This window comes from Bacillus smithii (assembly GCF_001050115.1).
Lineage (GTDB): Bacteria > Bacillota > Bacilli > Bacillales > DSM-4216 > Bacillus_O > Bacillus_O smithii.
In genome coordinates this window covers 1,978,533-1,997,456 of sequence record NZ_CP012024.1, presented here as the reverse complement: position 1 = coordinate 1,997,456, position 18,924 = coordinate 1,978,533, and the positions used below count along the sequence as shown (strand labels likewise).

Below are 18,924 nucleotides of genomic sequence, written 5' to 3'. Positions count from 1 at the left end.
AGGTTTTGGCTGCTCATCCTTTTAAATCGTTCTTTCCTATAAAACTTTATTAGAATGAAGGGGAATCAGTGAAAAACTATATTAGTGTTTTTCTGAAAATAAAAATATTTATGGGAATAGAGGACAATTTCCGATAAAATAAAAAGAGAATTTTATTCTGTCAGCGCCGTGCTGAACGGTTTTAGTTTAAGCGATAAAGGGGTTAAGGGAATACATGTCAACTGCACATAAACATAAGACAACGGAACAAATGATGGCGAAAAGCATGATGCTTTATGAACGGTTTCAGCAATTCGGAGACCATGAAAGGGCGGAAAAAGCAAAAAGATTTCTAAAAAAGCTCTATCGAGAGGAATTTATTATTGCTTTTTGCGGTCATTTTTCAGCTGGAAAATCAACGATGATCAATCAGCTGACAGGGGAATCGATTTTGCCGTCGAGTCCGATTCCGACAAGCGCTAATTTAGTCAAAATTCGCCATGCCGACGAGGACTTTGCGAAAATTTTGTATCGAAACCGCAAACCGCTTTTGTTCAAAGGTTCGTACGAGTTTGATACAATAAAAGAATTTTGTAAAAATGGCATGGAAGTGGAATCCATTGAAATCGGCCGCAAGCAGTCCAAGCTGCCGAAAACCTTAACGGTGATGGATACACCTGGGATTGATTCAACCGATGATGCCCACCGCATTTCCACAGAGTCGGCTTTGCATTTGGCTGATATGGTGTTTTATGTCATGGACTATAATCATGTGCAATCAGAATTGAATTTTACTTATACGAAAGAGCTCCTTTCCCATGGAGCAAAATTGTACTTAATTATTAATCAGATTGACAAGCATCATCAAGAAGAATTGTCTTTTGATGAATTTCGGCAATCAGTTTACCGTGCTTTTGATGATTGGGGAGTCCGTCCGGAAGGATTTTATTTTACAAGCTTAAAAGAGCCTGATCATCCATTCAATGATTTTTCCGTTGTGAAAAAGCTGGTGGCAGATAGCATCCAAATGCGGGAGGAGTTATCCTTGCAGTCTGCCGAAGCGATGACGGAGCGGCTGATTGCGGAGCATTTGGAATGGTTGAAAAAAGAACAAGACGAAAAAAGAGAGCAGCTTGCGGCAATACTAGGAAACGAATGGAATGAAAAAGAGATTTTCGCAAAGGAAGAACAACTAAGAATAAAAATCGAACAAAAAGATGTTCAAAAAGCAGTGGAGGAATTGGAAAACGAACGGGAAACCATTTTAAAAAATGCTTATATCATGCCGGCGCAGACGCGGGAACTTGCCAAGTCCTTTTTAGAAGCGTACCAGCCTGATTTTAAAGTCGGCTTTTTTTTCAGCAAGAAAAAAACGGAAGAAGAAAAGACCCGTCGATTAGATCTGTTTTTAGCTGACTTGCAGGAAAAAGTAAAGGCCCAGGTCGAATGGCATATTCGTGACTTGCAGGCAAAATGGCTGAAAAAATACAATCTCGTTCATGACGATTTAGCAATGAAGGCGGAAGAATTTAGGGTCCAATTGGATTCAGCGCTTTTAACGTCGGCGATTAAACCGGGCGCTCAAGTAACAGGTGATTCCGTGCTGCATTATTGCGACGAAGTAGCCGAAAAGCTAAAAAAGATGGCTCGGATGGCCAGCAATGAATGGCTGGAAACGGCCAAATCGATTCTGGAGCAAAAATGGCAGTCGGATCTAGGATCATTGCAAAACGAATGGACAGAGTGGAATCAAAAGAAAAATGCTGTGCTTCAATGGAAAGAACTTGACATTCTTGAAGACGAAAGAAAAAAAGCGTTTGCAATGTTGAAAACCGGCACGTACTCTTATTCTCCGACCTTCGATGAAAGAATACGGAAATGGGAAGCCGAAGAGCAGGAAGCGGAAATTTTTACAAAAGAAGCGAATCCATCAAAAACAAAATCGATTCCAAAAATCCAAAGAAGAGAAAGCGAGTATAAAAAAGCTGAATCTGAAGCGCCGGCTTTTTCTCCTGTCATCATCGCAGAGAAAATGCATCGATGGAGCGAAGCTTTAAAAGGAATTCCGGGCTTTAAATATTTGCGGAAAGAATTGGAGGAGAAAGCGAACCGCTTAGGAAAACAAGAATTTACGATTGCATTATTCGGTGCTTTCAGTGCCGGAAAGTCTTCCTTTGCCAATGCCATGCTTGGTGAAAAAGTGCTGCCGGTTTCCCCTAATCCAACGACAGCGGCAGTCAATCGTATTCACCCACCTAATGAAATCTATCATGATCGGACAGCGGCTGTCCATTTGAAAACAAGGGAAGAAATGCTTTCCGATTTGCAGTCCTCTTTAGGTGTTTTTCATGTGATGGCGGATTCCCTTGAGGAAGGATATGAACGCATTCCAAACATTACTGCAAACGAGAATAAAAATGGAAAAGAAAATATTCATCTGTCCTTTTTAAAAGCGTTTTATGAAGGATTTCCGGAATATAAAGACCATTTAGTGGAAACGCTCGTCGTCGATTTGGATACTTTCCGGGGGTTTGTGGCCAATGAACGTCAAAGCTGTTTTGTAGAATCCATCGATCTTTATTATGATTGTGAATTTACCAGATTGGGAATCACATTGGTTGACACTCCGGGAGTTGATTCTATCAATGCCCGCCATACGGGAGTCGCCTTTGAGTATATTAAAAACTCCGATGCGATTTTATTTGTGACCTATTATAACCACGCATTTTCAAAAGCAGATCGTGAATTCTTGATTCAGCTTGGCCGGGTGAAAGACTCGTTTGAATTGGATAAAATGTTTTTTATCGTTAATGCCGTAGATCTTGCTAATGATGAGGAAGAAATGGCGGATGTTTTATCGTATGTTCAAGGTCAGTTGCTGCAGTATGGCATTCGCTTCCCGCGAATTTACGGCGTCTCAAGCCTGCTTGCTCTAGACCCGAACAAACGAAAGCAATCGCGGATAGAGTCGTTTCAATCAGCATTCGAATCTTTTTTACAATATGATTTAACGAAGATTGCCATACAATCTGCAGAACGTGATATGAAGCGTGCAGTCTTGCAGCTGGAGCAATTGATCAAAACGGCAGAGGAGAATCGGGAAAACCGAAAAGAAAAGAAAGCATTGCTGGCAAAGCAAAAAGAGCAAATCAGCCAACATTTGCAAAAGGAAACTCCCGATTTTTTGTGGAAACGGTTGTGTCAAGAAATCGACGAGCTCGTGTATTATGTGAAACAACGTGTTTTTTATCGGCTTCCAGACTTTTTTAAAGAATCTTTTAATCCATCTGTTTTGCAGCCGTCAAGCGGAAAGGCAGCACTTCGTACAGCATTAGAGGACTTTTTGAGTTCTATCGGATTTGATTTGTCTCAAGAAATGCGGGCCACAAGCTTGCGGGCGGAGAAATTTCTACACCAAGTTTTAAATGCGAAGCAAAAAAGTTTGCACGAACACTATCAAAGTATTCAAGAACAGCTTTACTTTTCTGATTTGGAATGGCCGACGAAAGAAACGCCTGAATTTCCGGCAGCGTTTCATTCTCTTCCACAAGAAACGTTTTCACCGGCGCTCGCTCTTTTCAAAAATGCCAAAACGTTTTTTGAAAAGAATGAGAAACAGCTCATGCAGAATAAATTGGAAGACATACTGTCGCCGTTAGCCGATCAATATCTTTTTAACGAAAAAGAAAAATTGAGCCAATGGATAAAAGAGATTTTGGACGAACAATTCAACCGCCTGAAGAACAGCTTGGCATCTGAATGCGAGGAACAATTCTCCGCTTGGATGGAAGCGTTGGAAGCAACGGAAAATATACAGGAATGGAAAGAAGTGCTGAAGGTGCTTCAAAAAGACATCGCTTAGGAGGAGATTGGATTTGTCTGTCAACCGGTTCCACGCATGCGCCACCTGCATTCATTTTTCAGCCGAAAAAACGGAAAGTGGAATGCTTTTTCGCTGTCTCCGCTTAGGCTATGAAACGAAAACTTATTATCGGTTCAACTGCTGGACACCAAAAGACCATGTAAGGAAATTGATGAAAAAAGAGAAAGGCGAGGTATTGGAACAGAGGTCGTCCTAGGAAGAAAAGAATCAGTCCGGGGCTTTCAATCGAAGCTCCGGTTTTTTTGAACAAAAAAGAGAAACACCATCATGTTAAGATGACTGAACGGCAGTTTGTCAACAATGCCGACAAGGCCATTGTTCTTTATCATGGAAAATGGAATTCTTTCTAGAATCAATGAATTATGGTAGTATGAAAGGAAGTTCATATTCAACAATGGGGTGACGGAATGAAAGAGAATGAACATCTTTTAATCGTAGACGGAATGGCGCTTTTGTTTCGGTCTTTTTACGCAACGGCTGTGACGGGACAATTTATGATCAATTCGAAAGGGATGCCGACTAATGGCGTGCAAGGATACATAAAGCATTTGCTGACAGCGGTAGAGAAGATTCAGCCGACGCATATCGCGGTATGTTGGGACATGGGTGGTAATACATTTCGAAACGACCTTTTTCCTGATTATAAAAGCAACCGTGAGGCACCGCCGGTTGAGTTGATTCCTCAATTTGACCTGGCGAAGAAAGCGACTGATTTTTTTCAACTTCCGAATATTGGAGTGGAAGGTTTCGAAGCAGATGATTGCATTGGAACCATCGCTAAAAGGGAACACCCCAAAAAAGTCACGATCTTAAGCGGAGACAGAGATTTGCTGCAATTGCTGGATGAACATATCGATGTCATGCTTCTGAAAAAAGGGTATGGAAACTATGCATTTTACACATACGAAAGATTCTATGAAGAATACGGTGTGACGCCCCAACAGTTTATAGATGTCAAAGCATTGATGGGAGATCCGAGCGACGGCTACCCGGGTGTGAAAGGCATTGGAGAAAAAACGGCACTGAAATTAATACAACAATTTGGTTCTATCGAAGGAATCCTTGAAAATCTTTCTTTGCTGTCGCCTTCTCAGAAAAAGAAAATAGAAGAAGATTTAGATATGCTTTTCCTTTCGCGGAAATTAGCAACCATCCATTGTGATGCTCCAATTAGCTGGAATAAGGAACAGGCGCGTTGGGAGCCGTTTCTCGATTCTATTATGGAGTGTATCGAACAGTATGAATTCAAAACGTTAAAACCACTTTTATTACGATGGAATCAAAGTCAATCGGCCAAACTGTTATCCAATGAGCGGTGAGCAAAATATGTTGCCCACCGCCTTTTTTTAACAGTAAATCGAAAGAAGCGCTTTTTCGTAAAAGTATTTAAATTAAAACAGTCATTGGCTATTTTTTATTCGATTTTTTGGCTGCATTTTCCAATCGGCTTTTAGGATCGGGAGTAAAATCGGCATCTTGGCCATAGCCTTGCGGATTAACGCCTGGTGCTTTTGTTCCTCTTCCTCGGTTTCTGTTTTTGCTCATGATGGTCACCTCCATCTTTACTTTCTCTGGAGGGAGTTCATTTTATGCAAAGCAGCCGCTCTCTCTGAAAAGAAAAGCAGGCCAGTGAATAGGGGAAACGGAGTGTTGATGATTTTTTATACTTATCAAGATACGACGAGCAGAAACGTCTTTTTTTCACTACAGCCTCTTAATCGCATAAATGGTTCTGAAATGTTCATCTGGATGCGAAGGAATGCAATAGGAGTCTATTTGAGTAGACTCTCTCGTTATCTCAAGTTCAATCTCGATCTAATCCTGTTGGAATAACCTGTACAGGATTTTCAACCTGATAGAATGGTAGGAAACCATTTTTTGTTGTTTGAAAACTTATACACTTGGGAGGGATGTTTCTTATTATTAAAAGTTATGAAACTGGTGTTTTGTCGCACATGAACTCCCAAAAGGACAAACGAAGAGATTTGATTTGACTGTTGTTCCTTTTCAACAGTTTCGTGAAAGTTCTTTTCTCTATTCATTTCTAGAAGTCTAAGAAAATGATTGCTTTCCGATTGGATTAAGTGATTGCCAAAGATTAGCTTCTTTCTTTTGGTTTATTTAACCGGCCTTTTTCCGGAAAAAATACTGAAAAATAGGCACTTCTGATATCACCATACTTAGAAAAATCAATAAAGAACCGGTCACTCCTGACCATGACAGCCGTTCACCGATCCAAAAATAGGCGGTCAGGACTCCAAATACAGGTTCCATTGACAAGATGAAAGCCACCTTTGGCGGGGACGTATATTTTTGGGCGTATGTTTGAATAAAAAAAGCAGCGTCCGTTGCCAACAAGGAAGTCATCAGTAACGGATAAAAAACAGAAGGTTTTATAAGAACAGAAAGTTGAAAAGTTGTTTGCCAATTCTCCAACAGGAAGGATCCAATGAAACTAAGAATGGATACGGTGAAAAATTGGACGGTCGTTAACATCAGCACGGAAGCTTTATGGGTAAATTTTCCTGTCAATACGATATGAAATGCGAACGCAATGGCGCAAAATAAACTGAGAACATCCCCTTTATTCCAGCTACCTCCATCACCTGCCGAAGTAAGTAAATAAAGACCTAAAGCCGCTGTAAACGAGCCTACGATGGCAGAAAAAGAAGGTTTTATTTTCAAAAGAACGAAAGCCAAAAACTGAACAAAAACAACATACAATCCAGTGATAAAACTCGATTTGGCAACAGTGGTGTACAATAGCCCGACCGTTTGGAAAGCATATCCAATAAACAAGCATAATCCAAGTACACTTCCATAGCCGATCGCATTGAAAGAAAAGGTTTTTTGATCTTTTCGAAGCACGACAATGAGAAACATGACAAGCCCGGCCAAACCAAACCTTACACCATTAAAGAAGAGTGGCGGCAAAAAGTCAATTGCGTTTTGAATCATCACAAATGTTGAGCCCCATACAAGTGCAACTATGAATAATGAAATATCAGAAAGCCATTTCATCATACTGTCTCCTTTCATGAAACGGAACCTCCGGCAAGAAATACACGTATACGAAAGTGGTGAAATCAATTCTCAAGGAATTCGTTCTTTAAAATCAGCTCAATCGAACATTCAAGTGCTCAAACAAACTCAAAAGCGATGACATTTTTTGATTTCCGCTGCCAGAAAGAATGCTAAGAAATCGAATCTGACATAAAATAAAACAAATGGAAAATCAGATTGAAATGTGCAATCATCATTAAAACGGAAAGTCCCTTGAAACATTTTTAAACAATAGGAAAATATATAAATATGTAAGTTGGTTGTATAAAGAAAAAGAAGCAGTCTCTCCAACAGAACGGCGAGAATGCTTTTGATCAGTTCGACTAACCATCAATGGGAACGATCTCCATTGATGAAAGTTTCACTTTATAAAATGATCATAAAATTCATTATACTAAACAAAAAGACATGTGCAAAGATAGGAACAGGTGAACAAGATGAAAATGAAAATAAAATGGCTATACAGCCAAAAGAAAATCCAGGACATATGGTTTGAATCAGACTGGATGGAGAAAGAAAAAGTTCTGCCGCTGATCCAAGATTTAGAAAAAACCGGAAGATTGAAGCAAGTAGTTGTCATCGACGAGTTGCAAAATCAGTGGTCCAAAAAAGAATATATAAAATTAAACGAAAAGCTGGAGGAAGAGCCGGTTGATATCACGGTGTATTTTGACGGAGGATTTGACCGTAACACATTTACAGCAGGCACTGGTATCGTTATTTATTACACAAAAAGTGGGGTGCCCTACAGGATAAGAGCCAACCATAAGCTAGATGAACTAGAATCCAATAATGAAGCGGAATATGCAGCTTTATATCAAGCCATGCAAATGCTGGAAGAACTAGGGGTCAAAAATACGGTATGCACCATTTCCGGCGATTCATTAGGGGTATTAAAACAGTTGTCCGGGGAGTGGCCATGCTTTGAAGAAAATCTAAATAAATGGCTGGACAGGATTGAAGCGAAAATCAACGAACTGCAAATAAAGCCTCTTTACAAAGAGGTGGATAGAAAGCAAAATAAAGAAGCGGACAAATTAGCGAGCCAAGCGCTGAAAGGAATTACAATAAACAGTCATTCGAAATTATGATGATAAATAAAATCGTTCAGTACGAAGGGTGTTGACTCAATTGGATAGGAAACAGTTGTTGGAAGAGGTGGATGAATTACTACAAACATATTGTCGAGGATGTTTAGTGAAATCCACGTTGCGAAAAGAATATGGGAAAACAAGGGCTCACCGATTTTGTATTCGTGAATGTACAGTAGGAGAAAAACTTAAAGAATACGGACGGCGACTTTAAGATGGAGAGAAAGATGTTGAGGAGCTGTCCGCATGCGAAGAATTTCGTTTCTGTTTTTCCATGTTGAATCCGTTCATCAGTAAATCGCAGTAATCGAATCGCAATCTTGAAGATGTTTCATTCATTCTTTCAAGAATCAAAAAAAGCTGGCGGAAAACCGCCAGCTTTTCATATTCACAATGGTCAAAAAGAAACCAAAATCGCGAAATTAAAGTTTTACAACATTAGCAGCTTGTGGTCCGCGGTTACCTTCAACGATTTCGAAAGAAACTGCTTGACCTTCTTCAAGTGATTTGTAACCGTCACCTTGAATAGCTGTGAAATGAACGAATACGTCGTCTCCGCCTTCAACTTCAATAAACCCATAGCCTTTTTCATTGTTAAACCATTTTACTTTACCGTTTTGCATATTATTAAATCCTCCTAAACTTTCCAAGCACATCGTGCTCAATCAAAATATTTATCAAATAACAAAATACTTCACGGCTTCCTATAGTTTGAAAGGCGGAACATATTCTGTTAATTGATAACACCAATATACAACATAAGAAGAGAGAAGTCAAGATAAGAACAGGCCTTTTAGAAAAATTTCTCTTCTCAAAGAAAGAATTCAATGATATATTTTTATTTTTGTTCATTCTTATGATAATATTCAATTGGTAGTACACTTTCCTTATCGGAAGAATTGGAGGTAGAACATGCCAACGCCGAGCATGGAGGATTACATAGAACAAATTTACTTGTTAATTGAAAATAAAGGGTATGCAAGGGTTTCGGATATCGCCGAAGCTTTGTCTGTGCACCCATCTTCTGTGACCAAAATGGTTCAGAAGTTAGATAAAGATGAATATTTGGTATATGAGAAATATCGAGGTCTTGTCCTTACTCCAAAAGGGAAAAAAATCGGGAAGAGGCTTGTCGATCGTCATGATCTGTTGGAATCGTTTTTAAGAACGATTGGTGTAAAAGAAGAGAATATTTATAACGATGTGGAAGGAATTGAGCACCATTTGAGTTGGGACTCCATTAACCGCATTGCCGATTTGCTGCAATTTTTTGAAGAAACTCCCGAACGGATTGAATCGCTTCGCATGATTCAGATGAAAAATGAAGAAGAAATGTAAAGCGCTTCCTGAGTATGGACCCGGGAAGTTTTTTTATGCGGCACCTATCGGTTTCAACATAAGAAAAATTAGGGAAAACCGTCCTTTAATAAATGGAAGGGAAATCAGAAAAGTAGATGTCCTCGGACATTTTATTCAATAAAATTCGGTTACCATCTTTGTTCCATTGGATTTCGGTGCCGCCCAACATCCCAGCTTCTGCTTCCATCAAGGCTTTTTGGTAGGAAATGATCCTTCCTTTGGAGGTTTGAACACTAACGATGTCTCCTAAAGAGTTTCTTTGGACAGCAACAATATATTCCATTGTTACCCCTCTTTCTTTGTAGAATCTATTGTCTATCATGTCCTTGGAAACGGATTTTTACTAATAAATTTTTATTGTTTCGAATACACCGTTCGATTATGATTATGGTAAAAACAGGCGGTGGTTCTTTTGAAATCAAACGAGTGGACGGACTATACGAAGGATCAATGGAATCAGAATGCGCAAAATTGGCATGCTAGAAGTAAGAATATGTGGGAAAAAGGTAGCCGAAAAGAAATATTGCCATTTTTACAAAGCGCTTTGCCAATTGGAAAAAAGATTTGCGATTTAGGGTGTGGCGACGGTTATGCCGCATTAAAATTGGCTGAAGCCGGTTATCTGGTGACGGGTATTGATCTTTCTGAACAAATGATCAGCATCGCAAAGTCTTATCAGCATCCGAACGTCCGATTTTTAGTTGGAGATCTTTCAAATGTGCCGATTCCCGATCACTCACAGGACGGGGTGCTGGCGATCAATTCTATTGAATGGACGGAGTCTCCTTTGGACGTAATACGTGAAATAGAAAGGATTTTAATACCGAAAGGAATCGCCTGTATAGGGATTTTGGGCCCAACCGCCGGTCCGAGGGAAAATGCATACCCTAGATTGTTGGGGGAAAAAGTGATGATGAATACAATGATGCCATGGGAATTTAGCAAATTAGCATCTGAGCATGGTTTTATAACATTAAAGGAACTCCATGTTCCGAAAAGGGAAACGGACAGAACCATATTATCCACTCTCCCCGACCCATTAAAACAGGCGATTTCTTTTATGACTGTCTTTTTGCTGCAGAAGGTGAATTGAGCACCTTTGCCAAAGGCCTTTGAAATGACAGACTTTCATTCACAATGGGGGAAAGAAAAATGGGTATACATACGAAAGTAAAGACCGATATCGAGATCGCCCAAGAGGCGGAGCTCAAGCCGATAAAAGAAGTCGCGAAATCGATTGGTTTGGAAGAAGAAGATTTAGAATTTTATGGGAAATATAAAGCGAAGTTGTCCTATGAAACGTTAAAGCGATTGAATACAAAACCAAACGGAAAACTGATTCTCGTTACTTCCATTAATCCGACTCCTGCGGGTGAAGGGAAATCGACGGTCACTGTTGGCTTGGGAGACGCTCTCTCGCAATTAGGCAAGAAAACGATGATTGCGTTGAGGGAACCTTCGCTAGGTCCGACGATGGGAATAAAAGGTGGAGCGGCAGGCGGGGGATATGCCCAAGTCATGCCAATGGAAGATATTAACTTGCATTTTACCGGGGACATCCATGCCATTACGACAGCGAATAATGCCTTGGCCGCTCTATTAGATAATCATATTCATCAAGGAAATGAGTTGAGAATCGACCCAAGACGGATTGTTTGGAAACGATCATTGGATTTGAACGACCGTGCGCTAAGAAAAATCGTGGTTGGATTAGGCGGTCCTTCACAGGGAGTGCCGCGCGAAGATGGCTTTGACATTACCGTTGCTTCTGAAATCATGGCGGTCCTTTGTCTCGCGACCGATTTACAGGATTTAAAAAGAAGGCTGTCGCAAATGGTAGTCGCCTACAATTACGATAAAGAGCCCGTAACCGCTGGCGATCTTGGGGCTGAAGGGGCCCTTACCCTATTGTTAAAAGATGCTCTGAAGCCGAACTTAGTCCAAACGATCGAGCATACACCTGCGCTGGTTCATGGCGGTCCTTTCGCCAATATTGCCCACGGCTGCAATAGTGTAATGGCCACAAAAGCTGCGTTGAAACTTGCGGACGTGGTCGTGACAGAAGCAGGATTTGGTGCTGATTTGGGAGCTGAAAAATTTCTCAATATCAAAACGCGCGCTGCCGGATTTCAACCGGATGCCGTCGTGATTGTCGCGACAATCCGTGCCTTGAAAATGCACGGCGGACAAGGAAAAAGCGAATTAAATCAAGAAAACCTGTCCGCTTTAAGAAAAGGCATCGCGAATTTGCAAAAACATATTGAATCCATCCAGCAATTTGACCTGCCTCTTGTCGTAGCGGTGAATCGGTTTATAACGGATACGGAAAACGAAATCAATGAACTTTTTCAATGGTGTGCCGAAAAACAAATCCCTGTGGCCTTAACGGAAGTGTGGGAAAAAGGCGGAAAAGGAGGCTTGGATTTGGCGGAAAAAGTGTTAAAAGTGATCGAGCAGTCCAATCATTCTTTCCGTCCTCTGTACTCCCTTGAACAAAGCTTGGAAGAAAAAATCTTGGCCATTGTTCAATCGATTTATGGCGGAAAAGGGGTTGAGTTTTCGGCAAAAGCTCGCAAACAATTGAAAGAGTTTGAAGAGAATGGTTGGAGTGGTTTGCCGATTTGCATGGCTAAAACTCAATACTCTTTATCGGATGATCCTGAAAAATTAGGTCGTCCAAGAGACTTTGTCATCCACGTACGGGAGCTGCTGCCAAAATTAGGTGCTGGTTTTATCGTCGCGCTGACAGGAGACGTGTTGACCATGCCCGGCCTTCCCAAACATCCTGCTGCCAATCAAATGGATGTCGATGAACAAGGAAGAGCGATCGGTTTATTTTAACAGAAAGAGCCTATTGGGTTCTTTCTTTTACTGTTTGCGTGAAAAAGAGGTGAGGGCATGTTTGATCCAACGGCTTTTGACAATATGAAAGTAGTGGCGGAAGGATTGTTCTATGATTTGGATTTAAATGGAGTCATCTCCATAAAAGAGAGAAATGATATTATAGACTTAGCTCGGCTTTCGAGAAAATATTCGCTTTCCTTTTCATTAAAGGAGCGCTCGAATATTCTTGCCACCTTCCGACTTTATGCCCGTTTGGAACAGTTGTCCGCTGAATTGCTTGCCAACGGGGCTGCCGAACAACGCGGAGCATTCCTTGAAGTGGTTTATTCCGGAAGTGAGCAAGACGTGACGAAAGAAAGAATCCGAAAATGGAAAGCAGCATGGGGACAACCAAGAATGTTCGAAACAAGAAACATTGATTCTTCTTTGTCGGGAAAATCGTGTGAATTAGTGGTCCGTTTTGAACGATTAATTACGGAAGACATGATGGACGATTTGCAACAACTGATCGAATTTTTTGTTGCGACTCTTCAAGATTGATATCACGACAATGGATTCCTTTTGGATTTCGAAATTTGATTAAAATGTCCATTGAGAATCATTCACTCGTGTTTATTCATCAAGAAAGTCGTTCAACCGGACGGATTACTGCATGTATAATCGTTCTTTTCCGTGAAAGGATTCTGTCATTTCAAAGAATAGCGGCAAAAATGTTTGTTTTTTACGTTTCATATAAATGGTTTCTGTTTACAGGCCGGAGCATTCCTCGCCGCCAAATTGGGGATTGTCGCAAACGATAGAATCATTTTCTTAAAGGCTATCGTTACGTTCAGATGAAAGGAGGAAGTATAGGAGAAAATTTGGCGAACGCTTCTGCCAACCATCCCCTTTCGCTGTGGAGGGCTCCTGTACGTTGAATATGAAAATTTTATCCGTTGAACATTTGTCTAAATCATATGGGGATAAAGTATTGTTTCAAGATATTTCATTTACCATCGGTGAAAAAGAACGGATCGGGTTAATCGGGGTGAACGGCACAGGAAAATCGACGTTATTGAAAATTGTCGCAGGAAAGGACGTTGCGGATGAAGGGGAGATATCCGCACCGAATGATTATTCTATTGCGTATCTTCCTCAAGAACCGGAACTAATAGGAGATCGAACCGTTTTAGATCAAATTTTCCAAAGTGAAGCCGAGGTGATCCGTCTCTTAAAAGAATATGAAGCAACCGTGTCGCTGCTAGAAAAATATCCGCAAAAGATGGAATTAACGGAAAAATTGTTTGAACTACAAAAAAAGATGGACGCACTGAACGCTTGGGAAGCAAACACGAATGCCAAAACGATTTTAACGAAGTTGGGGATCGATCATTTTGATCAAAAAATTGCGACTCTCTCCGGAGGGCAAAAGAAACGGGTTGCCCTGGCGCAAGTATTGATTGAAACACCTGATTTGCTGATCTTGGACGAACCAACGAACCATCTTGATTTTGAAACGATTCAATGGCTTCAAGATTTTTTGAACAAATATCCGAAATCTGTTTTCTTTGTTACACATGATCGCTATTTTCTCGATGCGACTGCCAATCGAATGTTTGAATTGGCAAACGGAAACATTTTTCTTTATAAAGGAAATTACCAAGATTATCTGGAAGCGAAAGCGGTGCGTGAAGAACAGGAAGAATCTCTGGAGAAAAAACGCCGCAATTTGTACAGAAGAGAATTGGCGTGGATAAAACGAGGGGCTAAAGCACGATCCACAAAACAAAAGGCACGGATTGAACGCTTTGAAAAGCTCGAAGAAAAAGTGGAAAATCGCGTCAAAAAAGAGCAGCTCGATATTCAATTGAAAGGAAGCCGCCTCGGGAAACAAGTGTTTGAATTAAAACATGCTTCTAAAGCTTTCGGCGACAAGGTCATATTGAAAAATTTTGATTGGATTGTGAAGCCGCATGACCGCATCGGGATTGTCGGACGAAACGGGAGCGGCAAATCTACCTTCTTAAATATTTTGGCTGGGAAAATTCCTTTGGATGAAGGAGAATTGGTGACTGGATCAACCGTTAAAATCGCTTTTTACACACAAGAGCGTACCGACATGGATGAAAATAAGCGGATCATCGCTTATGTTCGAGAAGAAGCAGAAGTGATTGAAACAAAAAGCGGTGAACGCATTTCAGCCGCCCAAATGCTGGAAAGATTTCTTTTTCCGATGAACACGCATGGAACGCCGATTCGAAAGCTGTCCGGAGGCGAGAAGCGGCGGCTTTATTTATTAAAACTGTTAATGTCACAGCCCAATGTGCTGTTTTTAGACGAACCAACGAATGATCTTGATACGGAAACTTTAACGGTGTTGGAAGATTATTTGGAGGATTTTCCCGGCGTGGTCATAACGGTCTCCCATGATCGCTATTTTTTGGATAAAACGGCCAAAGAGCTGCTCGTTTTTGAAGGAGAGGGGAACATACGTCACTATTACGGATCTTACAGTGACTATTTGAACGAGCAGGAGGCAGCGAAAAAACCTTCTCCACCGTTGAAAGAGGAACGTAAACCTAAAGCAGCAAAATCCGAAAAGAAAAGAATGACGTATTTAGAAAAAAAAGAATGGGAGGAAATTGAAGACAAAATTGAGGATACAGAAAACAAGATCAAAGAGTTGCAACAACAACTAGAAACAACCGGAAGCGATTTTGAAAAGGCACAGTCGATCATGGAGGAACTAAATCAATTAAACGAACAGCTCGAATTTTTGATTGAACGGTGGAGCTATCTTTCGGAATTAGCCTAATAGACAAATCATTCATTGGTTGTCTCTCGTTTATGATACAATGGCATTGTTACGAATTTTCCGGTTCGATGAGGGGAGGAAGAAACTTGAAAATTGTGGCAATAGAACCTACGCCTAGCCCTAATACAATGAAAATTATATTGGATGAGGAACTTCCCTCGGGGAAAAGCCATAATTACAAGAAAGAGCAAAGTAGTGATGCGCCCCCAGTCATCGCTGACATATTAAAGATAGATGGGGTAAAAGGCGTTTATCACGTGGCAGATTTCTTGGCAGTGGAACGAAATGGAAAATATGATTGGCAAGAAATTTTGCCGAAAGTACGACGCGTATTTGGCGAAGAAGTGGAAACCAAGCCCGAAAAGAGAACGGCCAATGAACATTTTGGGGAAGTAAAAGTATCGGTTCAAATGTTTAAAGGTATTCCATTGCAGATTAAATTAAATGACGGTCAAGAAGAAAAACGATTTGGACTGCCTCAGGAATTCCTTAAAGCTTTTGAAGCTGCTCAGCAAGATGGCGACAATTTTGTTCTGCAGCGTACTTGGAAAGATTACGGTGTTCGGTATGGGGATATGGATGAAATTGGAAAAAGTATGATAGAAGAAATCACCGCACTTTACACCCGGGAAAGGCTGGATGCGCTCGTTGATCGCGCCCGACAAGGAGAACGTCAAAGTGAGTATAGGCCAGAACGGGTCAAGTTGACACCCGAGATGTTGGATGAATCGGACTGGCGGAAGCGGTATCAGCTGTTGGAACGAATGGAAGATCCTACATTGGACGATTTGCCCTTGCTTGAAAAAGCGATGAACGATGATAAAGTAGCCATTCGCAGACTTGCAGTGGTCTATGTAGGCATGATCAAAGATAAAAAAGTATTGCCGCTTTTGTATAAAGCGTTAAAAGATCCGGTGGTGGCCGTCCGCCGAACAGCAGGAGATTGTTTATCCGACCTTGGATTTAAAGAAGCGATCCCTGCAATGTGTGAAGCTCTGAAGGATAAAAGCAAAATTGTCCGATGGCGTGCCGCCATGTATTTATATGAAGTCGGAGATGAAACGGCCCTTCCGGCATTAAAAGCGGCGGAAAATGATCCGGAGTTTGAAGTGCAAATGCAGATTAAAATGGCAATCGAACGAATAGAAGGTGGACAAGAGGGAAAAGGTTCTGTTTGGAAACAAATGACCGAAGCCCGAAAAAATGAAAAATCGGAGGAAAAGAAATGACGAATGCTTATGAAGAATATATGAAACAATTAGTGAAGCCGATGAGACAGGAATTGGTGGACGCCGGTTTTCAAGAGTTGATCACACCGGAAGAAGTCGTTCATTTCATGGACCAAGCAGAAGGAACGACACTAGTATTTGTCAATTCTATGTGCGGCTGCGCTGCGGGGCTTGCTCGTCCTGCAGCCGTTAAGGCGATCGCAGAATCAGAGAAAAAGCCGGATCATTTGGTGACGGTTTTTGCTGGACAAGATCGGGAAGCTACGGCCAAAATGCGGGAATATTTTACAGGCTATGAGCCTTCATCGCCGTCCATGGCCATATTAAAAGGCAAAGAAGTTGTTCACTTTATTCCGAGGGAAGATATCGAATACCATGAGGTTGAAGACATCGTTACCAATTTAACGAATGCCCTTCATCAGTTTTGCGATTAATGGAGAAAGGATGTCGAATAGGCATCCTTTTTCACTTACTAACCTTTCAGGATATTTGTCTTTTCCGATTAGAATATAGGTGAGTGAATTTTTTTATTACGGAAAAATCAAATGAACGCAATAGATGATAGGGATGAAAACATCCTAACCCATCATTGTTTATTACAGGAGGCTCTTCATGTCAGAGATAATTCAAGACATCACAAAGACTTATGCACAATTTTTTGAATGGGACATGTGGATGGAAGTGTTAACGGATCCCGTAAGCTGGGGACTGATCGGTACTCTCGTTGTTTTAGAGGGGCTTCTCTCTTCCGACAACGCTTTAGTATTAGCGGTGATGGTTCGCCATCTTCCCGGTGCCCAAAGAAGAAAAGCGCTGTTTTACGGACTGATTGGTGCATATCTTTTAAGATTTATTGCCATTGGGATCGGTGTTTATTTAATTAAGCTATGGTGGATTAAAGTACTTGGAGCACTTTATCTTGCCTGGTTGTCTATCCATTACTTTGTCGATAAGAGTATGGGCGAAAAAGTGGATCAAGAGGTTACCGGGATCAAGAAAAATGGCTTATTAATCAAGTTGTTCGGGCCATTTTGGGGTACAGTAGCGGCCGTGGAGATGATGGATGCGGCTTTTTCTGTTGACAGCATCTTGGCAGCTTTCGGAATCAGTGAAAAAGTATGGGTCCTGTTGATTGGCGGAATGTTGGGAGTTCTGATGATGAGAGGAGTCGCCGGGTTGTTTTTGCGGCTCATTGATCGTATTCCAGAACTGGAAACTACCGCTTACGTCATCATTGTTTTTATATCCATAAAAATGCTCTTAAGTGTTTTCCATATTGAAATTGAGCATGTTTATTTCTTCGCATTTATACTCCTATGTTTTATATTGACCTTTGCAACCCATATATTAAGAAAGAAATGATGGAACGAAATACCCTTTTGTCAGTGTGGTACAGAATGGGTGCATTAGAGAGATTGATAGAAAGAGGCGAAAGGATGTATTTAACGATAAAAGAAACAGCGGATTATTTATCATTGCCGGAAAAGTATATTGAAAGCTTGATACTTCATAATAAAATCCGCGCTGTTTTTGACGGAGAACAGTATTTAATTTATAAAGATCAATTCAATACTCATTTAGAACAAATGGAAAAATTAAAAAAACAGTTGGAAGAATGGTACAATGAACCGATTCCGGAAGACTTGGATGTCAAAGATGAAGATTAGGTGATGGACGCGCGGTGAACTAGAAAAGAATAGGGAAAATCATCATAATATGGAAAAGGTTCAAGAAGTTGGCTTGCTCTTCGCTCTCTTATTCTATGATACAATGAATGTAGTTTAATAGGGGAGGGCGATGGCCATGAAACGTATCTTGATCATTTCTCTACTCTTTTTGCTACTGTCTGTGTGGCCGCTTCACCCGCATACAAATGCCTCTATTACAGGCATGTTTCTAAAAAATTCTCATCTAGTAAACAATATTAGCCTTCGTTCGAAACAGACATTGGGAGATATTGTCGTACTTCCTGAAAAAATCGGACAGCCCATAGATGCGGAGAAAATGATCCGACACTTGGATCATCTTCCTCCGACTCTATTAAAAAAAATAGATCAAGCAGGAATCAAGATTTATCTTTTTAATGGGAAATTAACTGATATTCCTACTGCTTCCTATTTAAAAGGAGAGAGTCCCCGCGGATATGCAAATCACAACGTGAAATGGGATAATGTCCCTGGAATAGGGGGATCGAAGTGGGTGCTCGCCAAAATTGGATGCAGCGAAAAAGGAAAAGGGCACGGTTCTGTTAGTTTGGAACTTCATGAACTCGGGCATTCGGTTGATCGCTATATTTACAACGATCCTTTCGGCGACCTGCGTTTCCATGCTATCTGGAAAAAAGAAGCCCCTGTTCTTTTTCCGCATCAATCTTATTTTATCGATTATCAGGAAGAATATTTTGCAGAAACGTTTGCTATGTATTATTTAAACAGCCAAACAAAGGCTTACTTGCGCCAACATGCACCAGAAACCTATCAATATTTCGTAGATATGGAAAAAAGCCATTTTTATGTTGCTGATATATCTGTTTGATCAACATGGTTTTGAAAAATTGGATAAAAAATTAAATAGCACATTCATTTGTCTCCCCACTGTGTGGGGATTTTTTTTATTAGGGACGGAGAAAAAAAGAAAAAACACTTTCGCTATCTAAGACAGACTCTCTGTGATATTATATGA

At 40.7% G+C, this 18,924-nt stretch carries 19 protein-coding genes; 15 read left to right on the top strand and 4 right to left on the bottom strand.

Going from position 1 to position 18,924, the window contains the following annotated elements; translation table 11 throughout:
- The first annotated feature begins 214 nt into the window (after positions 1-214).
- From BSM4216_RS09315 to BSM4216_RS09305, 3 genes are all read left to right on the top strand, one after another.
- Entirely contained in the window at positions 215-3,841 is a 3,627-nt protein-coding gene (locus BSM4216_RS09315) for a dynamin family protein (RefSeq protein WP_048623529.1), read from the top strand.
- Positions 3,842-3,854: 13 nt separating this feature from the next.
- A complete protein-coding gene (locus tag BSM4216_RS17115) occupies positions 3,855-4,058 on the top strand; it encodes a hypothetical protein (RefSeq protein ID WP_040341714.1) in 204 nt (67 codons plus the stop codon).
- 211 nt (positions 4,059-4,269) lie between these two features.
- The gene (locus tag BSM4216_RS09305) at positions 4,270-5,181 is read left to right on the top strand and encodes a 5'-3' exonuclease (RefSeq protein WP_048623528.1); all 912 of its coding nucleotides are present in this window, start codon (positions 4,270-4,272) and stop codon (positions 5,179-5,181) included.
- 88 nt (positions 5,182-5,269) lie between these two features.
- Here BSM4216_RS09305 and sspL read toward each other — a convergent pair whose 3' ends face one another.
- Both sspL and BSM4216_RS09295 read right to left on the bottom strand, forming a co-directional pair.
- The gene (gene sspL, locus BSM4216_RS09300; protein WP_003355074.1) at positions 5,270-5,407 is read right to left on the bottom strand and encodes a small, acid-soluble spore protein L; all 138 of its coding nucleotides are present in this window, start codon (positions 5,405-5,407) and stop codon (positions 5,270-5,272) included.
- Positions 5,408-5,983: 576 nt separating this feature from the next.
- Complete coding sequence (locus BSM4216_RS09295) at positions 5,984-6,901, bottom strand: DMT family transporter (protein ID WP_244878001.1); 918 nt, start codon at positions 6,899-6,901, stop codon at positions 5,984-5,986.
- Between the two features lie 461 nt (positions 6,902-7,362).
- Between BSM4216_RS09295 and BSM4216_RS09290 the strand changes: the two genes are divergently transcribed.
- Both BSM4216_RS09290 and BSM4216_RS16340 read left to right on the top strand, forming a co-directional pair.
- A complete protein-coding gene (locus BSM4216_RS09290) occupies positions 7,363-8,016 on the top strand; it encodes a reverse transcriptase-like protein (RefSeq protein ID WP_048623527.1) in 654 nt (217 codons plus the stop codon).
- 40 nt (positions 8,017-8,056) lie between these two features.
- A complete protein-coding gene (locus BSM4216_RS16340; protein WP_081473103.1) occupies positions 8,057-8,230 on the top strand; it encodes a zinc-finger domain-containing protein in 174 nt (57 codons plus the stop codon).
- A 208-nt stretch (positions 8,231-8,438) separates the two neighbouring features.
- Here BSM4216_RS16340 and cspD read toward each other — a convergent pair whose 3' ends face one another.
- Positions 8,439-8,639 (bottom strand): cold-shock protein CspD, encoded by a 201-nt coding sequence (gene cspD, locus BSM4216_RS09285; protein WP_003355070.1) that lies wholly within the window; start codon positions 8,637-8,639, stop codon positions 8,439-8,441.
- Between the two features lie 289 nt (positions 8,640-8,928).
- On the opposite strand from cspD, the gene mntR reads away from it, so the two are divergent.
- Positions 8,929-9,354 carry a transcriptional regulator MntR gene (gene mntR / locus BSM4216_RS09280; RefSeq protein ID WP_048623526.1) on the top strand — a complete coding sequence of 142 codons (426 nt, stop codon included), beginning with the start codon at positions 8,929-8,931 and terminating at the stop codon, positions 9,352-9,354.
- Positions 9,355-9,439: 85 nt separating this feature from the next.
- Here mntR and BSM4216_RS09275 read toward each other — a convergent pair whose 3' ends face one another.
- Complete coding sequence (locus tag BSM4216_RS09275; RefSeq protein WP_048623525.1) at positions 9,440-9,658, bottom strand: DUF3892 domain-containing protein; 219 nt, start codon at positions 9,656-9,658, stop codon at positions 9,440-9,442.
- A 129-nt stretch (positions 9,659-9,787) separates the two neighbouring features.
- Between BSM4216_RS09275 and BSM4216_RS09270 the strand changes: the two genes are divergently transcribed.
- The 9 genes from BSM4216_RS09270 (at position 9,788) to BSM4216_RS09230 (ending at position 18,777) form a co-directional block, all read left to right on the top strand.
- Positions 9,788-10,468, top strand: a complete 681-nt coding sequence (locus BSM4216_RS09270) for a class I SAM-dependent methyltransferase (RefSeq protein WP_048623524.1) — start codon at positions 9,788-9,790, stop codon at positions 10,466-10,468.
- A gap of 59 nt (positions 10,469-10,527) precedes the next feature.
- Entirely contained in the window at positions 10,528-12,216 is a 1,689-nt protein-coding gene (locus tag BSM4216_RS09265; protein ID WP_003355066.1) for a formate--tetrahydrofolate ligase, read from the top strand.
- Between the two features lie 57 nt (positions 12,217-12,273).
- Complete coding sequence (locus BSM4216_RS09260; RefSeq protein ID WP_003355065.1) at positions 12,274-12,759, top strand: hypothetical protein; 486 nt, start codon at positions 12,274-12,276, stop codon at positions 12,757-12,759.
- A gap of 379 nt (positions 12,760-13,138) precedes the next feature.
- Entirely contained in the window at positions 13,139-15,013 is a 1,875-nt protein-coding gene (locus BSM4216_RS09255) for an ABC-F family ATP-binding cassette domain-containing protein (RefSeq protein ID WP_048624474.1), read from the top strand.
- 86 nt (positions 15,014-15,099) lie between these two features.
- Positions 15,100-16,242, top strand: coding sequence for a conserved virulence factor C family protein (locus BSM4216_RS09250; RefSeq protein ID WP_048623523.1), 1,143 nt, complete (start codon positions 15,100-15,102; stop codon positions 16,240-16,242).
- A complete protein-coding gene (locus tag BSM4216_RS09245) occupies positions 16,239-16,676 on the top strand; it encodes a BrxA/BrxB family bacilliredoxin (RefSeq protein ID WP_003355062.1) in 438 nt (145 codons plus the stop codon). The genes BSM4216_RS09250 and BSM4216_RS09245 overlap by 4 nt, the downstream gene beginning before the upstream one ends.
- A 178-nt stretch (positions 16,677-16,854) precedes the next feature.
- The gene (locus tag BSM4216_RS09240; protein ID WP_048623522.1) at positions 16,855-17,604 is read left to right on the top strand and encodes a TerC family protein; all 750 of its coding nucleotides are present in this window, start codon (positions 16,855-16,857) and stop codon (positions 17,602-17,604) included.
- A 74-nt stretch (positions 17,605-17,678) separates the two neighbouring features.
- The gene (locus tag BSM4216_RS09235) at positions 17,679-17,909 is read left to right on the top strand and encodes an excisionase family DNA-binding protein (protein ID WP_003355060.1); all 231 of its coding nucleotides are present in this window, start codon (positions 17,679-17,681) and stop codon (positions 17,907-17,909) included.
- Positions 17,910-18,045: 136 nt separating this feature from the next.
- Positions 18,046-18,777, top strand: a complete 732-nt coding sequence (locus BSM4216_RS09230; protein WP_048624473.1) for an anthrax toxin lethal factor-related metalloendopeptidase — start codon at positions 18,046-18,048, stop codon at positions 18,775-18,777.
- The last annotated feature ends 147 nt before the right edge of the window (positions 18,778-18,924 follow it).